The 15053-nt window shown below is 52.1% G+C and carries 11 protein-coding genes and 3 tRNA genes; 12 read left to right on the forward strand and 2 right to left on the reverse strand.

The window, feature by feature from the left end; all coding sequences use genetic code 11:
* Positions 1 to 141 precede the first annotated feature (141 nt).
* Positions 142 to 1521 carry a cysteine--tRNA ligase gene (gene cysS / locus G506_RS0114615; RefSeq protein ID WP_028117511.1) on the forward strand — a complete coding sequence of 460 codons (1380 nt, stop codon included), beginning with the start codon at positions 142 to 144 and terminating at the stop codon, positions 1519 to 1521.
* An 81-nt stretch (positions 1522 to 1602) separates the two neighbouring features.
* Here the strand turns inward: cysS and folD are convergent, their stop codons facing one another.
* Complete coding sequence (gene folD, locus G506_RS0114620; protein WP_028117512.1) at positions 1603 to 2457, reverse strand: bifunctional methylenetetrahydrofolate dehydrogenase/methenyltetrahydrofolate cyclohydrolase FolD; 855 nt, start codon at positions 2455 to 2457, stop codon at positions 1603 to 1605.
* Between the two features lie 367 nt (positions 2458 to 2824).
* Here folD and G506_RS0114625 point away from each other — a divergent pair.
* The 11 genes from G506_RS0114625 (at position 2825) to G506_RS0114680 (ending at position 14229) form a co-directional block, all read left to right on the forward strand.
* Positions 2825 to 2901, forward strand: a tRNA-Pro gene (locus G506_RS0114625).
* A gap of 29 nt (positions 2902 to 2930) precedes the next feature.
* A tRNA-Arg gene (locus G506_RS0114630) sits at positions 2931 to 3007 on the forward strand.
* Between the two features lie 10 nt (positions 3008 to 3017).
* A tRNA-His gene (locus G506_RS0114635) sits at positions 3018 to 3093 on the forward strand.
* A gap of 475 nt (positions 3094 to 3568) precedes the next feature.
* On the forward strand, positions 3569 to 4870 hold the full coding sequence (gene tig, locus G506_RS0114645) for a trigger factor (protein ID WP_028117513.1): 1302 nt from the start codon (positions 3569 to 3571) through the stop codon (positions 4868 to 4870).
* Positions 4871 to 4969: 99 nt separating this feature from the next.
* Positions 4970 to 5587, forward strand: coding sequence for an ATP-dependent Clp endopeptidase proteolytic subunit ClpP (gene clpP, locus G506_RS0114650; protein ID WP_035387381.1), 618 nt, complete (start codon positions 4970 to 4972; stop codon positions 5585 to 5587).
* A 60-nt stretch (positions 5588 to 5647) separates the two neighbouring features.
* Positions 5648 to 6925, forward strand: coding sequence for an ATP-dependent protease ATP-binding subunit ClpX (gene clpX, locus G506_RS0114655; protein ID WP_028117515.1), 1278 nt, complete (start codon positions 5648 to 5650; stop codon positions 6923 to 6925).
* Between the two features lie 173 nt (positions 6926 to 7098).
* A complete protein-coding gene (gene lon / locus G506_RS0114660) occupies positions 7099 to 9441 on the forward strand; it encodes an endopeptidase La (RefSeq protein ID WP_028117516.1) in 2343 nt (780 codons plus the stop codon).
* Between the two features lie 291 nt (positions 9442 to 9732).
* Positions 9733 to 10005 (forward strand): nucleoid-associated protein HU-beta, encoded by a 273-nt coding sequence (gene hupB / locus G506_RS0114665; RefSeq protein WP_028117517.1) that lies wholly within the window; start codon positions 9733 to 9735, stop codon positions 10003 to 10005.
* Between the two features lie 158 nt (positions 10006 to 10163).
* On the forward strand, positions 10164 to 12032 hold the full coding sequence (locus G506_RS0114670; RefSeq protein WP_028117518.1) for a SurA N-terminal domain-containing protein: 1869 nt from the start codon (positions 10164 to 10166) through the stop codon (positions 12030 to 12032).
* Between the two features lie 177 nt (positions 12033 to 12209).
* A complete protein-coding gene (gene greA / locus G506_RS0114675; protein WP_028117519.1) occupies positions 12210 to 12686 on the forward strand; it encodes a transcription elongation factor GreA in 477 nt (158 codons plus the stop codon).
* A 361-nt stretch (positions 12687 to 13047) separates the two neighbouring features.
* Positions 13048 to 14229: a porin gene (locus G506_RS0114680; protein ID WP_240473433.1), complete on the forward strand. Its 1182-nt coding sequence runs from the start codon at positions 13048 to 13050 to the stop codon at positions 14227 to 14229.
* Positions 14230 to 14298: 69 nt separating this feature from the next.
* Here the strand turns inward: G506_RS0114680 and G506_RS0114685 are convergent, their stop codons facing one another.
* A complete protein-coding gene (locus tag G506_RS0114685; RefSeq protein ID WP_028117521.1) occupies positions 14299 to 15045 on the reverse strand; it encodes a YciK family oxidoreductase in 747 nt (248 codons plus the stop codon).
* Positions 15046 to 15053: the final 8 nt, after the last annotated feature.

The following is a 15053-nucleotide window of genomic DNA, read 5'->3' on the forward strand; positions in this document are numbered from 1 at the left end:
GAGCGAAGTGTACCCAATTGCCTTAATCGGCAAAAGTCTCTGATTTTCTACTTGCCGATCAATGCGTCGTGCTTACTGCGTGATAGACTAGCAGCAGTAACACAATCATGAGTCTAAATAGACATTGGAAAGAGCGTAACGATGCTGCAGATATACAACACCCTAACCAGACAAAAAGAGGAATTTAAACCACTACAGCCCGGCAAGGTGGGCATGTACGTCTGTGGGGTAACCATCTACGACCGCTGTCATATCGGTCACGCTCGCACCTACATCGCCTTTGATAACGTAGTTCGTTATCTGCGTAGCCGTGGCTACGAGGTGAACTACATCCGTAACATCACCGACGTGGATGACAAAATCATCAACCGAGCGGCAGAGAACGGCGAGAGCTGTGAGGCGCTGGTGGAGCGTTTCACCAACTTTATGTACGAAGATTTCGACGCGTTGAACCTGCTGCGTCCGAACATCGAGCCAACCGTTACTGGCCACATGCCAGAGATCATCGCCATCATCGAAAAGCTGGTAGCGAAAGGTCATGCCTACCACGCCAGCAACGGTGACGTGCTGTTTGAAGTAAACACCTTTAACGACTACGGCAAGCTGTCTAAGCAAGATCTGGAGCAGCTGCAATCCGGTGCCCGCGTCGAGGTTGAAGAAGCCAAACGTAACCCAATGGATTTCGTGCTGTGGAAAAGCGCCAAGCCTGGCGAGCCACAGTGGGATAGCCCATGGGGTCCAGGTCGCCCGGGTTGGCACATTGAGTGTTCCGCGATGAACGGCAAGCACCTAGGTGAAGTATTCGATATTCACGGTGGTGGTTCGGATCTGATGTTCCCTCATCACGAGAACGAAGTGGCACAAAGCTGCTGTGCGCACAACGGTAAGTACGTGAACTACTGGATGCACTCTGGCATGGTGCAGGTCAACAAAGAGAAGATGTCCAAATCGTTGGGTAACTTCTTCACCATCTCTGATGTACTGAAGCAGTACCAAGCGGAATCGGTGCGTTACTTCCTGCTGTCCAGTCATTACCGCAGTCAGCTGAACTACTCGGAAGAGAACTTGGCGCAAGCTCATTCGGCACTGGAGCGTCTGTACACCGCCCTGCGTGGGGTAACCGCAGCCGAATCGGTGGATATGGAGAGCGATTACATCGTGCGCTTCAACACCGCCATGGACGACGACATCAACACCGCCGAAGCGCTGCCAGTGCTGTTTGAACTGGCGCGTGAGATCAACTCTGCCAAGGGCAAAGACGACGCTAAGGCATCTGAGTTGGCGGCACTGCTGCTGCATTTGGCCGGGGTTTTGGGGCTGCTGTATCAAGATCCAGAAATCTTCCTGCAAGGCGCTGGTAATGACGATGAAGTGGCGAAGATCGAAGCGTGGATCAAACAGCGTAACGATGCTCGTGCCGCTAAAGATTGGCCAAAAGCCGATGAAGCCCGTGATGCGCTCAACGCGATGGGGATCATTTTGGAAGATGGCGCGAATGGCACCACTTGGCGCCGTAAATAAGCGCTAGCGCTGATGCCTTAAAAAAGCCGGTGGGTTTTCCTCACCGGCTTTTTGCTACTTAAGAGCGGCGATCAAACTCAGCTAACGATGATATTGCTCGCAGGCGATCAAGGTGTTTTCCAGCAAACTGGCGATGGTCATTGGCCCGACGCCACCGGGAACTGGAGTGATAAAACCGGCGCGCTGACTGGCCTGCGCAAAGTCAATGTCACCAACCAATTTACCGCTGTCTAAGCGGTTGATGCCGACATCAATAACGATGGCACCGGGCTTAATCCACTCGCCGGGGATAAAGCCTGGTTTACCAACCGCCACAATCAACAGATCGGCTTGGCCAACGTGGTATTGCAAGTCTTTGGTGAAACGATGGCAAGTGGTGGTGGTGCAACCGGCCAGTAGAGTCTCCAAACCCATTGGTCGGCCAACGATGTTGGAGGCCCCCACTATGACCGCATGCAAACCGTGAGGGCGCACCCCAGTAGAACGAATGAGGGTCATGATCCCTTTTGGGGTGCAGGGGCTTAACAGCGGAATACGCTGGGCTAGGCGGCCAATATTGTATGGGTGGAAACCATCGACATCTTTGTCTGGATGGATGCGCTCGATCACTGCGGTGGTATCGATGTGATCCGGCAAAGGCAGTTGTACCAAGATGCCATCGATATCGTTGGCGTCGTTCAGTTCATCGATTAGCGCAAACAGTTGGTCTTGACGAGCATGTTCTGGCAAGTCGTAACTGCGGGAGACAAAGCCAACGTGCTCACAAGCGCGGCGCTTGCTGCCAACATAAACTTGTGAGGCGGGATCCTGGCCAACCAAGATAACCGCCAGTCCGGGGACGCGTTTGCCCTCCGCTAAACGACGTTCGACTTGCTGTTTTAGGTGTTCTTTGATTTCAGCGGCAATTCCTTTGCCATCAATGATCTGCGCGGTCATAGCGGGTTCCATTACAACATCCGGTGTGAAGGCGAGCGCAGTTTAACCTTGTGTGTGATCAATGTCACTGTTGTTGGCGGAGTGTTGCTGAAAGCTTGAACGAACGACAGTTGCTTACCAAAAAAGTGTTTGACGATGGCGGGGGGCATCATTAATATGCGCCTCCGTTGAGACGAGGAAGTCGTCACGACGGTTCACGGTGATTAGCGTTGCTTGGTAGCGCATCTCCGGATTTTGGATTAGCGGACCAGAGGGTCAGCTTTGATAAAATCGAAACCTTATCGGTGATTAGCGTTGTTTGATAGCGCATCTCCGGATTTTAGATTAGTGGACCAGAGGGTCGGCTTTGGTAAAATCAAAAACTTATCGGTGATTAGCGCAGCCTGGTAGCGCATCTGGTTTGGGACCAGAGGGTCAGAGGTTCGAATCCTCTATCACCGACCACTTTTTAAAGTGTGCGTCACGCAGACTTTGCGCCCGTAGCTCAGTTGGATAGAGCATCCGCCTTCTAAGCGGATGGTCGCGGGTTCGAATCCTGCCGGGCGTGCCAAAAAACAGTGGTGGCTATAGCTCAGTTGGTAGAGTCCCGGATTGTGATTCCGGTTGTCGCGGGTTCAAGTCCCGTTAGCCACCCCATCATTCAGAAAGCCGCTTCGAAAGAAGCGGCTTTTGTCGTTTTAAAGCTTGTTGTTTTTGACCACGATCGCCGCCGCAAAAGTCGATCATTTGTGGCATTAATCGCAAAGACTTCATCTGTTCTTAACTATTTCCAGAAATAGGCTTGAAAGCCGTCGATGCCAGCCCTATTTATAGCAGCGCGATGGGTTGTAGAGTGACTTAGTTAGCCCTTGTTTAGCCTTTAAAACCGCCATTAATTGGCGCTTTGTGGGCAATCTCGACTCTGACCAATGCTGTGGCTATAATGGCGCGTCCTTATTTTAGGTATCGATGCCATTAATGCCGATTTCGCAGTTTATTTGCCGCTTCAGGTCAATAACGCCACGGCATGGTCCAAGGCAGGCGGCACCGCTGTGCTTGCCCTTATCGAATTATCCGCCGGCGGAATCTCCGCCGGTGTGCAAAAAGAACACGACTATTTTGAGGTAGCGTAATGCAAGTTTCTGTAGAAACCACCCAGGGCCTGGAACGCCGCATGACCATCACTGTGGCTGCAGCTGACTTTGAGCCAAAAGTGACTGAAGAGATGAAGAAAGAATCCAAGCGCGTGCGCCTGGATGGTTTCCGTCCTGGCAAAGTGCCAATGTCTGTATTCAAGAAGCGTTTCGGTGCTTCTGTACGTTCTCAGATCCTGGGTGACGTAATGCAGAACTCTTTCTTCAAAGCCATCATGGACGAGAAGATCAACCCAGCTGGCATGCCACGTTTCGAGCCAATCGAAACCGCTGAAGGTCAAGATCTGCAATTCGCTGCTGTGTTTGAAGTATACCCAGAAGTTGAACTGGCGGGTCTGGACGCTATCGAAGTAGAAAAGCCTACTTGCGAAGTGTCTGACGCTGATCTGGACAACATGCTGGAAACCCTGCGCAAGCAGCACGCGGTATTCAACGCGGTTGAGCGTGAAGCTGGCGACAACGATCGCGTTAAGCTGAACTTTGTTGGTTCCATTGACGGCGAAGAGTTCGAAGGCGGCAAGTCTGAAGGTTTCGATCTGGTTATCGGCTCTGGCCGCATGATCCCAGGCTTCGAAGAAGGCATCTCTGGCCACAAAGCTGGCGAAGAGTTCGTAATCGACGTGACTTTCCCTGAGGAATACCACGCTGAGAAGCTGAAAGGCAAAGCGGCTCAGTTCGCCATCACTCTGACCGAAGTTGCTGAGCAAGTACTGCCAGAACTGAACGATGAGTTCGTAGAGAAGTTCGGTATTGCTGAAGGCGGCGTTGACGCACTGAAAGCTGAAGTTCGTAAGAACATGGAGCGTGAGCTGAAGCAAGCGCTGAAAAACAAAGTTAAGCAGCAAGTGATCGACGGTCTGGTTAAGGCTAACGACATCGAGATCCCATCTGCTCTGATCGCTCAGGAAGTTAACGTTCTGCGTCAGCAAGCAATGCAGCGCTTCGGCGGCATGCAAGCACAAAACATGCCTGAACTGCCAGCTGAACTGTTCTCTGAAGACGCCAAGCGTCGTGTACAGATCGGCCTGCTGCTGGGTGAAGTGATCAAGACCAAAGAGCTGAAAGTTGAAGAAGAGCGTGTTAACGCCCTGATCGCTGAAATGGCTACCGCGTACGAAGATCCACAAGAAGTTGTTGACTACTACGCTCAGAACCAAGAAATGATGCAGAACATGCGCAACGTTGCTCTGGAAGAACAAGCAGTTGACGCACTGTTGGCACAGGCTAAAGTTACTGAGAAAGCAGTGAACTTCGAAGAGTTCATGAATCAGCAGCGCTAAGTCTCGCTTGATTTGACTTGGCCGCCTCGGCCAATCATATAATGGCTCGTATGAGGCTCGTGCCCATACGGGCCATTTTTGTTAGGGAATACAAATACTATGTCGCTTTTGCATGACTCCCCTCTGAACGCTTTGGTACCAATGGTGGTGGAACAAACCGCCAAGGGTGAGCGTTCCTACGACATCTACTCGCGCCTGTTAAAAGAGCGTGTCATTTTCCTGACCGGTCCGGTGGAAGACCACATGGCCAACCTGGTAGTAGCGCAGCTGCTGTTCTTGGAATCTGAAAACCCAGACAAGGATATCTACCTGTACGTCAACTCCCCAGGTGGCTCGGTGACTGCCGGCATGTCTATCTATGACACCATGCAGTTCATCAAACCGGACGTAAGTACCGTATGTATGGGGCAAGCGGCTTCAATGGGCGCCTTCCTATTGGCCGGTGGTGCTAAAGGTAAACGTCATGTATTGCCAAACGCTCGCGTGATGATCCACCAACCGCTGGGTGGCTTCCAAGGCCAAGCGTCTGACATCGCTATTCATGCGCAAGAGATCATCGGCATCAAACACAAGCTCAACACCTTGCTGGCAGAGCACACTGGTCAGCCGCTGGAAGTGATTGAGCGCGATACCGATCGTGACAACTTTATGAGCGCAGATGCGGCGGTAGAATACGGCTTAGTGGATTCGGTGCTAAGTCGTCGCAGCGCCGAATAGCGGATGCCACAGCACTGGCATACACTTTAAAAAGCCTTAGCCTGGATCAAGGGGTTGTAAATGAGTGATATCCAAAAAGGTGACGGTGATAACAGCAAGCTGCTGTACTGTTCCTTCTGCGGCAAAAGCCAACACGAAGTACGCAAGCTAATTGCTGGCCCTTCGGTGTACGTGTGTGATGAATGCGTTGAACTGTGCAACGACATCATTCGCGAAGAGGTGAAAGAACTGTCGCCTAAGCGTTCGGCAGACAAACTGCCAACGCCGCACGAAATTCGTGCCCACCTAGATGATTACGTGATCGGCCAAGACCAAGCCAAAAAGGTGTTGGCGGTGGCGGTATACAACCACTACAAACGTCTGCGCCACGGCGGTGATAAGGCGGAAGTGGAGCTAGGTAAAAGTAACATTCTGCTGATCGGGCCAACCGGTAGTGGTAAAACTCTGCTGGCGGAAACCATGGCACGCCTGTTGGATGTGCCGTTTACCATGGCCGACGCCACCACCTTGACCGAAGCCGGTTACGTTGGTGAAGATGTGGAAAACATCATCCAGAAGCTGCTACAGAAGTGCGATTACGATGTAGAAAAGGCCCAGCGTGGCATCGTATACATCGACGAGATCGATAAGATCTCGCGCAAGTCGGACAACCCATCAATCACCCGCGACGTTTCCGGTGAAGGGGTTCAGCAAGCGCTGCTGAAGCTGATTGAAGGTACAGTGGCGGCGGTACCACCACAGGGCGGCCGTAAGCATCCACAGCAAGAGTTCTTGCAGGTTGATACCTCTAAGATCCTGTTTATCTGTGGCGGCGCATTTGCGGGTCTAGACAAAGTGATCGATCAGCGCGCTTTCGTCGGCACCGGCATCGGCTTTGGCGCGGAAGTGCGCAGCAAAGACCAAGGCAAATCACTGACCGAGACCTTTGCTCAGGTAGAGCCAGAGGATTTGGTGAAGTACGGTTTGATCCCTGAGTTTATCGGCCGTTTGCCAGTGGTCGCTACCTTGGGCGAACTGGATGAAGACGCGCTGGTGCAGATCCTGTCTGAACCAAAGAACGCATTGACCAAGCAGTATGCGGCGTTGCTGCAACTGGAAGGCACGGAACTTGAGTTCCGCGATGACGCCCTGCGTGCCATTGCCAAAAAGGCGATGGAGCGTAAGACCGGTGCCCGTGGTTTGCGTTCTATCGTTGAAGGCGTGCTGCTGAACACCATGTATGATCTGCCTTCAAAAGAGAACGTAGAAAAAGTAGTGGTGGACGAATCGGTGATCCGTGGCGAATCCGAGCCATTGCTCATCTATCGCAGTGAAACGCAAGCGGCAGCGTCTGAATAAGCCAAGCTAATCACAGAATTCAAAGGAGCCAATCGGCTCCTTTTTTGTTATGGCGCATTGAATCACTAAAGAACGCCCCCATATACTCGATAACAAACCAGTCAAGTACCGCAATTGCAGTCATAATTGACTGGAAATCCTACGAATATTTCCGCAGCAAAAGGAATCCAACGATGACACTAGAGCGAACCGATCACGTCGTCATACCGGTACTGCCGCTTCGAGATGTGGTGGTGTACCCCCATATGGTGATCCCGCTGTTTGTCGGTCGACAAAAGTCCATTGGCTGTTTAGAAGCCGCGATGGAGCAGGGAAAGCAGGTGCTGTTGGTTGCCCAACGCGAAGCGGATCAAGACGATCCGAGTACCGATGACATCTTTCACGTTGGCACGGTCGCATCGATTTTGCAGTTGCTGAAACTGCCAGATGGTACCGTCAAGGTGTTGGTGGAGGGCGGCCAACGCGCCAAAATCACCGAGTTTACCGATACCGAACCGTTTTTCGTTGCTGAAGCGCAGTTCTTAGCCTCAAAGCTAATCCCTGAAAAAGAGGAAGAGGTGCTGGTTCGCACCGCCATCAGCCAGTTTGAAGGCTACATCAAGCTCAATAAAAAGATCCCGCCGGAGGTCTTAACCTCCCTCAACGGCATCGATGAGGCGGCGCGCTTGGCGGACACCATGGCGGCGCACATGCCACTCAAGCTTGCCGAGAAACAAGCGGTGATCGAGATGGTCGACGTCTCCGAGCGCTTGGAATACTTGATGGCGACCATGGAATCTGAAATCGACATTCTGCAGGTGGAGAAAAAGATCCGCTCGCGGGTGAAGAAGCAGATGGAGAAGAGCCAGCGCGAGTACTACCTCAACGAGCAGATGAAGGCGATCCAGAAAGAGTTGGGTGAACTGGATGACGCTCCGGATGAGTTTGAGATGCTGGCCAACAAGATTGTTGAAGCCAAGATGCCAGCCGAGGCGGAAGAGAAAGCCAAGGCGGAGCTCAACAAGCTGAAGATGATGTCGCCGATGTCGGCCGAAGCGACTGTCGTGCGCAGCTACGTTGATTGGATGATCAGCGTGCCATGGTCGAAGCGTTCTAAGGTGAAAAAAGACTTGGCGGTGGCTTCCGATGTGCTGGATGCCGACCACTTTGGTCTGGAAAAGGTAAAAGAACGCATTCTGGAATACCTCGCGGTGCAATCACGAGTGCGTCAGCTGAAAGGGCCAATTCTTTGTTTGGTTGGGCCTCCAGGGGTTGGTAAAACCTCATTGGGGCAGTCGATTGCCAAAGCCACTGGGCGCAAGTACGTGCGGATGGCGCTGGGCGGGGTGCGTGATGAAGCGGAGATCCGTGGCCATCGCCGTACCTACATCGGTTCAATGCCGGGCAAGCTTATCCAGAACATGAGCAAAGTAGGGGTTAAAAACCCGCTGTTCCTGCTGGATGAAATTGACAAAATGAGCTCGGATATGCGCGGTGATCCCGCTTCAGCGCTGCTGGAAGTGTTGGACCCGGAGCAGAACAACGCCTTTAACGATCACTACTTGGAGGTGGATTACGATCTCTCCGATGTGATGTTTGTGGCGACCTCGAACTCGATGAATATTCCAGGACCGCTGCTGGACCGGATGGAAGTGATTCGTCTTTCCGGTTACACCGAAGATGAAAAACTCAACATCTCCAAACAGCACCTGCTGGGTAAACAGATCAAACGCAATGGCCTTAAACAGGGCGAGTTGATTGTTGATGACTCGGCCATCGTTGGCATCATTCGTTACTACACCCGTGAGGCGGGGGTACGTAGCCTCGAGCGTGAGATCTCTAAAATTTGCCGTAAGGCGGTGAAAAAGCTGCTGCTTAAGCAAGCAGAGAAACCGGTGCTGGTGAATGCCGATAATCTGCAAGACTACTTGGGGGTACAGCGCTTTGACTACGGTAAAGCAGACTCGACCAACCAAGTTGGTCAAGTTACCGGTTTGGCATGGACCGAAGTCGGCGGCGATCTACTGACCATCGAAACCACTTCGGTACCGGGCAAAGGCAAGCTGACCTACACCGGTAGCTTGGGCGATGTGATGCAAGAGTCGATTCAGGCGGCGATGACCGTAGTGCGGGCACGGGCTGAAAAGCTGCGGATCAACGAGGATTTCTACGAGAAACGCGATATCCACGTGCACGTACCGGAAGGGGCGACCCCGAAAGATGGACCATCTGCAGGTATTGCGATGTGCACCTCGTTGGTGTCCTCGCTGACCGGCAATCCGGTGCGCGCCGATGTGGCGATGACCGGCGAGATTACCTTGCGTGGGGAAGTGTTGCCGATCGGTGGCTTGAAAGAAAAGCTGCTGGCAGCGCATCGCGGTGGCATCAAGCGAGTGCTGATCCCGCAGGAGAACGAGCGTGATTTGAAAGAGATCCCAGATAACGTTAAGGCGGATCTGGAGATCATGCCGGTGCGTTGGATTGATGACGTTTTGACTCTGGCGTTACAAGACTCGCCGACTGGGGTTTCCAGTTAACTTCAAATTTTGCGAGTTTCCTTATAAAAATGCGCCTTTTATGGCGCATTTTTGCTGCATTTCGATGGTTTGGGGCTTTTCAAGCTGAAAATAGATGTGTAGTGTATTCCTCGAAGCTCAGAACCACGCTGGAAAGCCCAGCAGCACTGACTTTTAGCCGTATCCAATAAATGGATTTAGCAGTCTGGCAGGTGCTTGAACTTGTAATTCAGGCTTGATATAAACCCTCCGCAGACCGCGCTGAAACATGGATTTCACGGCGGCGCGAATAATAGAATTCAAGGGGATGTAATGAACAAATCTCAACTGATCGATCAAATTGCTTCTGGTGCAGACATTTCTAAAGCGGCAGCTGGCCGTGCACTGGACTCTTTCATCGATGCAATCACCGACACCCTGAAAAGCGGTGAAAAGATCTCTCTGGTAGGCTTTGGTACTTTCGAGGTTCGTGAGCGTGCAGAGCGTACCGGTCGCAACCCACAGACTGGTAAAGAGATCAAAATCGCAGCAGCTAAGATCCCAGCTTTCAAAGCCGGTAAAGCGCTGAAAGACGCGGTAAACTAAGACTAGTTTGTCGTTCAACGCTCAAGTCACGGCTTGGGCGTTGCTGTTTTAGCAGTACAGAGACGATTCAACCCCGTACTCGAGGCTGTTAGAAAGAGAAAAGCGCATCCGTAATGATGCGCTTTTTTGCATTAACGAAAGGTAAAAAGAGAAGGCAGATGCTAGAGAAGATCCGTGAAGGCTCGCAGGGAGTTGCGGCCAAGATCATCCTTAGTTTGGTGATCTTGTCGTTCGCCCTAACCGGGGTTTACAGCTACCTCGGTACCAATACCGGTCAAGTGGCGGCAATTGTCAATGGCGAAGAGATCAATCGCTACGATCTGGATACAGCCTTCCAGAATGAACAAAACCGTCTGCGCAATCAGATGGGTGAGATGTTCGATACCCTATTGGCTGATCCGGCGTACATGGACAACCTGCGCCAGACTGTGCTGGATCGCATTGTCGCCGAGCGTTTGTTAGATCAAAAGGTTCGTGAAATGGGCCTGCGCGTATCAGATGCGCAGATCAAACAAGCACTGCGGGAGATGCCCGAGTTTCAGGTGGATGGCAAGTTTGACAACGACCGCTACCAACTGGTGCTGCGTCAAAGCAATCTAACCGGCGCCCAACTGGGTGACATCATGCGTGGCGATATGGCTCGTCAACAGTTGCTGGTTGGCTTACTGGGCAGTGAATTTGCGACCGAAGCGCAAGCCAAGAGTTTGGCGGAGTTGCAGCAGCAAACCCGTGATGTGCGAGTGTTGATGGTTAAAGCCGCTGACTACGCCAGCGATCTGAACATTGACAGCGCCGCGGTCGAGTCTTACTACAACGCTAATCCGCTGCAGTTTGCTCAAGCCGAGCAAGTACAGTTGGAATACGTTGAGCTAAACGTGGCTGATATCAGCGGTGATATCGATGTAGCTGAAGAAGATGCTCGCGCTTATTTCGAAGCGAATCAGAGCCTGTACAGCATGCCAGAACGTCGCTTGGCGGCGCATATGTTGTTTGAAGGCGATGATGCCAAAGCCCGTGCTGAAGCCGCTTTAGCCCGCGTTAACGGCGGCGAAGCCTTTGCCGATGTGGCGAAGAGCGAATCCGACGATACTTTCAGCGCTGAAAACGGCGGTGAATTGGATTGGATGACCCCAGGCACCATGGGCGAGGTATTTGACAATGCGCTGTTTGCCTTGCCAGAAGGTGGTGTGTCTGAAGTTCTGGAGACCGACTTTGGCTTCCAGATCGTTCAAGCCAAGCAAGTTGAAGCAACCACTACTCGTCCGTTTGCGGAAGTACAGCAAGAGATTAATGCGGTACTGGCGACCGACGTTGCTCAGCAAGAGTTCTATGCGCTGCAGCAGCAACTGGCTGACATCAGCTTTGAGGTACCGGACTCGTTGCAAGAAACCGCTGATGCCATTGGTGCACAAGTGAAGCTAAGCCCATGGTTTGACCGCATGTCGGCACCGGCGCCGCTGAATAACCCACGGTTGCTGGCTGAAGCGTTCTCTGATCCGGTATTACTGGATGGCATGAACTCCGAAGTGGTTGAAGTGGGTAATAACCATCTGATCGTGGTACGTGCTAAAGGCCATAAGGCGGCGGGCACGAAACCATTGGCAGAGGTAACAGGCCAGATCGAGCAACTGCTGAAGCAGCAGCAAGCCTCTGAATTGGCGCAGCAGCAAGCTGACAAGCTGATGGCAGATTGGCAAGCGGGTAGCGTACCTGCGGCGCTAATCGAAGCTAAGGCGATCAATCGCATGGGCGACGGTAAGTTGGATAACCAACTGGTTGCAGAACTGTTTAAGCTTGCCCCTGCGACCACTGGCAGTGCGTTTAGCACCATCAAACTGGCCAACGGTGACATTGCGGTAGTCGCGCTGGATGCAGTGACCACCCCAACCGAACTGCAAGGGCTGGAAATGCTGCGTGGTCAGCTAAGCCAGCAGTCTGGTCAGCTAAACTACCTGGCTTTTGTTGATGCGCTAAAAGCGGACGCCGAAGTGGTTTACCCAGTTGTTGATGCCGAATCGCAGCAGTAACTGACCCGAGTTTGCTAAGCTTGAAAGCCACCGCAACCGCGGTGGCTTTTTCCATCTGCCAAGATGATCCCGCATGGATTTGCGATTACAATTCCCTGCATTCCATCCATGATGACCTGTCCGCCGCCGCTACTGATGGTGGCATGGCCGGTTTTTGTAAGAGAAAAAGAGAAGATTATGGCTACAGCTCCAATGACCGTTCGCGGTGCTGAGATGCTCCGTGAAGAGCTGGAACATCTGAAGTTTGTTAAGCGTCCAAAGATCACCGAAGCGATCGCATCGGCGCGTGAACTGGGTGACTTGAAAGAGAACGCCGAATACCACGCCGCCCGCGAAGAGCAGGGCATTGCCGAAGCGCGTATCCGCGATATCGAAGGCAAGCTGTCGAACGCGCAGATCATCGACGTAACCAAATTGCCAAACAACGGCAAGGTGATCTTTGGTGCCACCGCGACCTTGGTGAACGTTGACACCGACGAAGAGGTAACTTACCGCATCGTTGGTGACGACGAAGCGGATTTTAAGAGCAACCTGATCTCGGTAAACGCGCCTTTGGCTCGTGCGTTGATTGGCAAAGAATTGGACGACACCGTTATCGTTAAAGCTCCAGCGGGCGACATCGAGTACGAAGTGATCAAGGTCGAATACCTGTAATTGCAGTGAATTGACAACAAACCGCCTTCGGGCGGTTTTTTTGTATCTTTTCGGTGCAACTGACTCACTTGTTGGGCAAATTTTTTATCAGTGCCAGAAATAATTGCACCAACGGGGGGAGTTGGCGTTGTGATAAGCAACGCTTATTTCAGCGTCAGTTGCGAAAGTTCTTGTTGTTAATAGGGTGTTATTTAGAACTGGCTTGTATTTACAAAGTGGTATCCCTAACGAGGTATATCGGTGGCCATTACCACGGCGGCAAACTCAGTTCGAAGGCCTCAGGAATCGGTAAAGTGCCAACCTGCGGTTGTCAGTGTTATGCCCCCGCGCAATGGATGGGCAGCAGATGGAGCGAAGATTGATGATGAAACCGAAGTATTTAGCCGTTGTAACCGCCATGGTGTTGTCCGCGGGTGCACAAGCTGCCAGCGTCAACAACGTGGCAGAGATGTTCCAACAAGGCAGCGTTAAGCTGGATGCCAACCTGCGCTATGAAAACGTTCAACAAGACAATGCACTGAAAGACGCCGATGCGCTGACGCTGCGTACCCGCTTGACCTTTGAAACTGCCGAGCTGCATGGATTCTCGGCGCTGCTTGAATTTGAAGATTCTCGCGATCTGTTTGGGATCAATGATTATAGCGATGGGACTGGCAATGGCACTGATTATTCAGTGATTGCCGATCCCAACACCACCGAAGTGGATCAAGCGGCAATTCGCTACAGCCATCAAATGGGCAAAGTGACCGTGGGTCGCCAAGTGGTGGCACTGGATAACCAGCGTTTTGTTGGTCACGTTGGCTGGCGTCAAGACCGTCAGACCTTCGATGCGGTCAACCTGTTGTTGACGCCGATGGCGGATCTGTCGCTTAACTACATCTACATCAATCAACGTAACCGTATTTTTGGTGATGAACAGGATATCGATGCTAATGACCACTTGTTCAACCTTGGTTACCAAACCGATTTCGGCAAGCTGAGCGGTTACGCTTATCTGCTAGACAACGATAAAGTTGAAAATGACGATCTGAACACGTACGGCGTGCGCTTCGCTGGCGCCAGTAAGATGTCCGACATCAAGCTGAACTACCAGTTGGAATACGCCACTCAAGAAAATGAAGCCAACGATGCCGATACCGATTACTACTTGGTGGAAGTCGGGGCTGGTATGGGCGCATTTGGCGCCAAAGTGGGTTACGAAGTGCTGGGCTCGGATAACGGTAAAGTTGGCTTTAGCACGCCGCTGGCAACACTACATAAGTTCAATGGTTGGACCGATACCTTCCTTGGTACGCCTGATCAGGGTTTACAAGACCTGTATGTTGGTTTAACAGCTAAGACCGGCTACGGCGCTTTCGCCGCGGTTTACCACGATTTTAGTAGCGACTACGGCAGCATCGATTACGGTTCTGAAGTCGATCTGCAGTTCACCACTAAGTTTGGTAAGCATTACAACGCCGGCATTAAGTACGCGATGTATGATGCTGACGATTTTTCTGTCGATACCGACAAACTGTGGGTTTGGGTAGGGGCTAGCTTCTAAGCTGCTGCAACCACAGCAACACAACAACTAGGGCGTGCAATGCACGCCCTTTGTCGTTTATTCGCCTGCTTAGCGCTTAGGTTGGGCGTCGATGCTTTGGCCGTTGATGTGGCGACTGGCATCGCTCATTAGATACAGATAGAGCGGCATTAACTCCTCTGCGGTTTTTAGGCTCATTGGGTCCTCGGCAGGAAACGCAGTGGCGCGCATTTTGGTGCGGGTCGCGCCTGGGTTAATGCAGTTGCTGCGCAAGTTGCTGTCGGCCACCTCATCGGCGAGAGTTTCCATCATCCCCTCGGTGGCAAACTTTGAGATGGCATACGGCCCCCAGAAAGCACGACCTTGACGGCCAACCCCAGAAGAGGTGAACACTACTGAACTACTGCTGGCTTTTTTCATTACCGGTAGCAGCGCTTTGGTCATTAAGAACTGGGCGGTGACGTTGGTGTGCATCACTTCGGTAAACATCTCTTGGCTGATCTGTTCAAACGGGGTGAGTGCCCCCAACACTGATGCGTTGTGCAATAGGCCATCCAATTGGCCAAATTGCTGTTCGATGGTTTGTGCTAAATCTTGGTAATTCTGTTCAGTGGCGCCGTGCATATCCAGCGGCACAATCGCCGGTTCTGGGTAGCCTGCGGCAACAATCTCATCGTACACCGCGGTCAGTTTTTCGGTGGTTCTGCCCAATAAAATCACGGTCGCTCCATAACGGGCGTAGCTTAATGCGGCAACGCGACCGATGCCGCTGCCGGCGCCGGTTACCAAAATAGTTTTATTTTTTAGGCCATTATCTGGACATTGGAATTCCAACATTAAGCTTC

Source organism: Ferrimonas senticii DSM 18821, assembly GCF_000422665.1.
Taxonomy (GTDB): Bacteria; Pseudomonadota; Gammaproteobacteria; order Enterobacterales; family Shewanellaceae; genus Ferrimonas; species Ferrimonas senticii.

What these genes read in the sequence shown, in the direction of transcription:
- tig (WP_028117513.1), top strand. Translation starts at nt 3,569, where the DNA reads ATGCAAGTTTCTGTAGAAACCACCCAGGGCCTGGAACGCCGCATGACC.
- cysS (WP_028117511.1), top strand. Translation starts at nt 142, where the DNA reads ATGCTGCAGATATACAACACCCTAACCAGACAAAAAGAGGAATTTAAA.
- G506_RS0114670 (WP_028117518.1), top strand. Translation starts at nt 10,164, where the DNA reads ATGCTAGAGAAGATCCGTGAAGGCTCGCAGGGAGTTGCGGCCAAGATC.
- folD (WP_028117512.1), bottom strand. Translation starts at nt 2,457, where the DNA reads ATGACCGCGCAGATCATTGATGGCAAAGGAATTGCCGCTGAAATCAAA.
- clpX (WP_028117515.1), top strand. Translation starts at nt 5,648, where the DNA reads ATGAGTGATATCCAAAAAGGTGACGGTGATAACAGCAAGCTGCTGTAC.
- lon (WP_028117516.1), top strand. Translation starts at nt 7,099, where the DNA reads ATGACACTAGAGCGAACCGATCACGTCGTCATACCGGTACTGCCGCTT.
- greA (WP_028117519.1), top strand. Translation starts at nt 12,210, where the DNA reads ATGGCTACAGCTCCAATGACCGTTCGCGGTGCTGAGATGCTCCGTGAA.
- hupB (WP_028117517.1), top strand. Translation starts at nt 9,733, where the DNA reads ATGAACAAATCTCAACTGATCGATCAAATTGCTTCTGGTGCAGACATT.
- G506_RS0114680 (WP_240473433.1), top strand. Translation starts at nt 13,048, where the DNA reads ATGATGAAACCGAAGTATTTAGCCGTTGTAACCGCCATGGTGTTGTCC.
- G506_RS0114685 (WP_028117521.1), bottom strand. Translation starts at nt 15,045, where the DNA reads ATGTTGGAATTCCAATGTCCAGATAATGGCCTAAAAAATAAAACTATT.
- clpP (WP_035387381.1), top strand. Translation starts at nt 4,970, where the DNA reads ATGTCGCTTTTGCATGACTCCCCTCTGAACGCTTTGGTACCAATGGTG.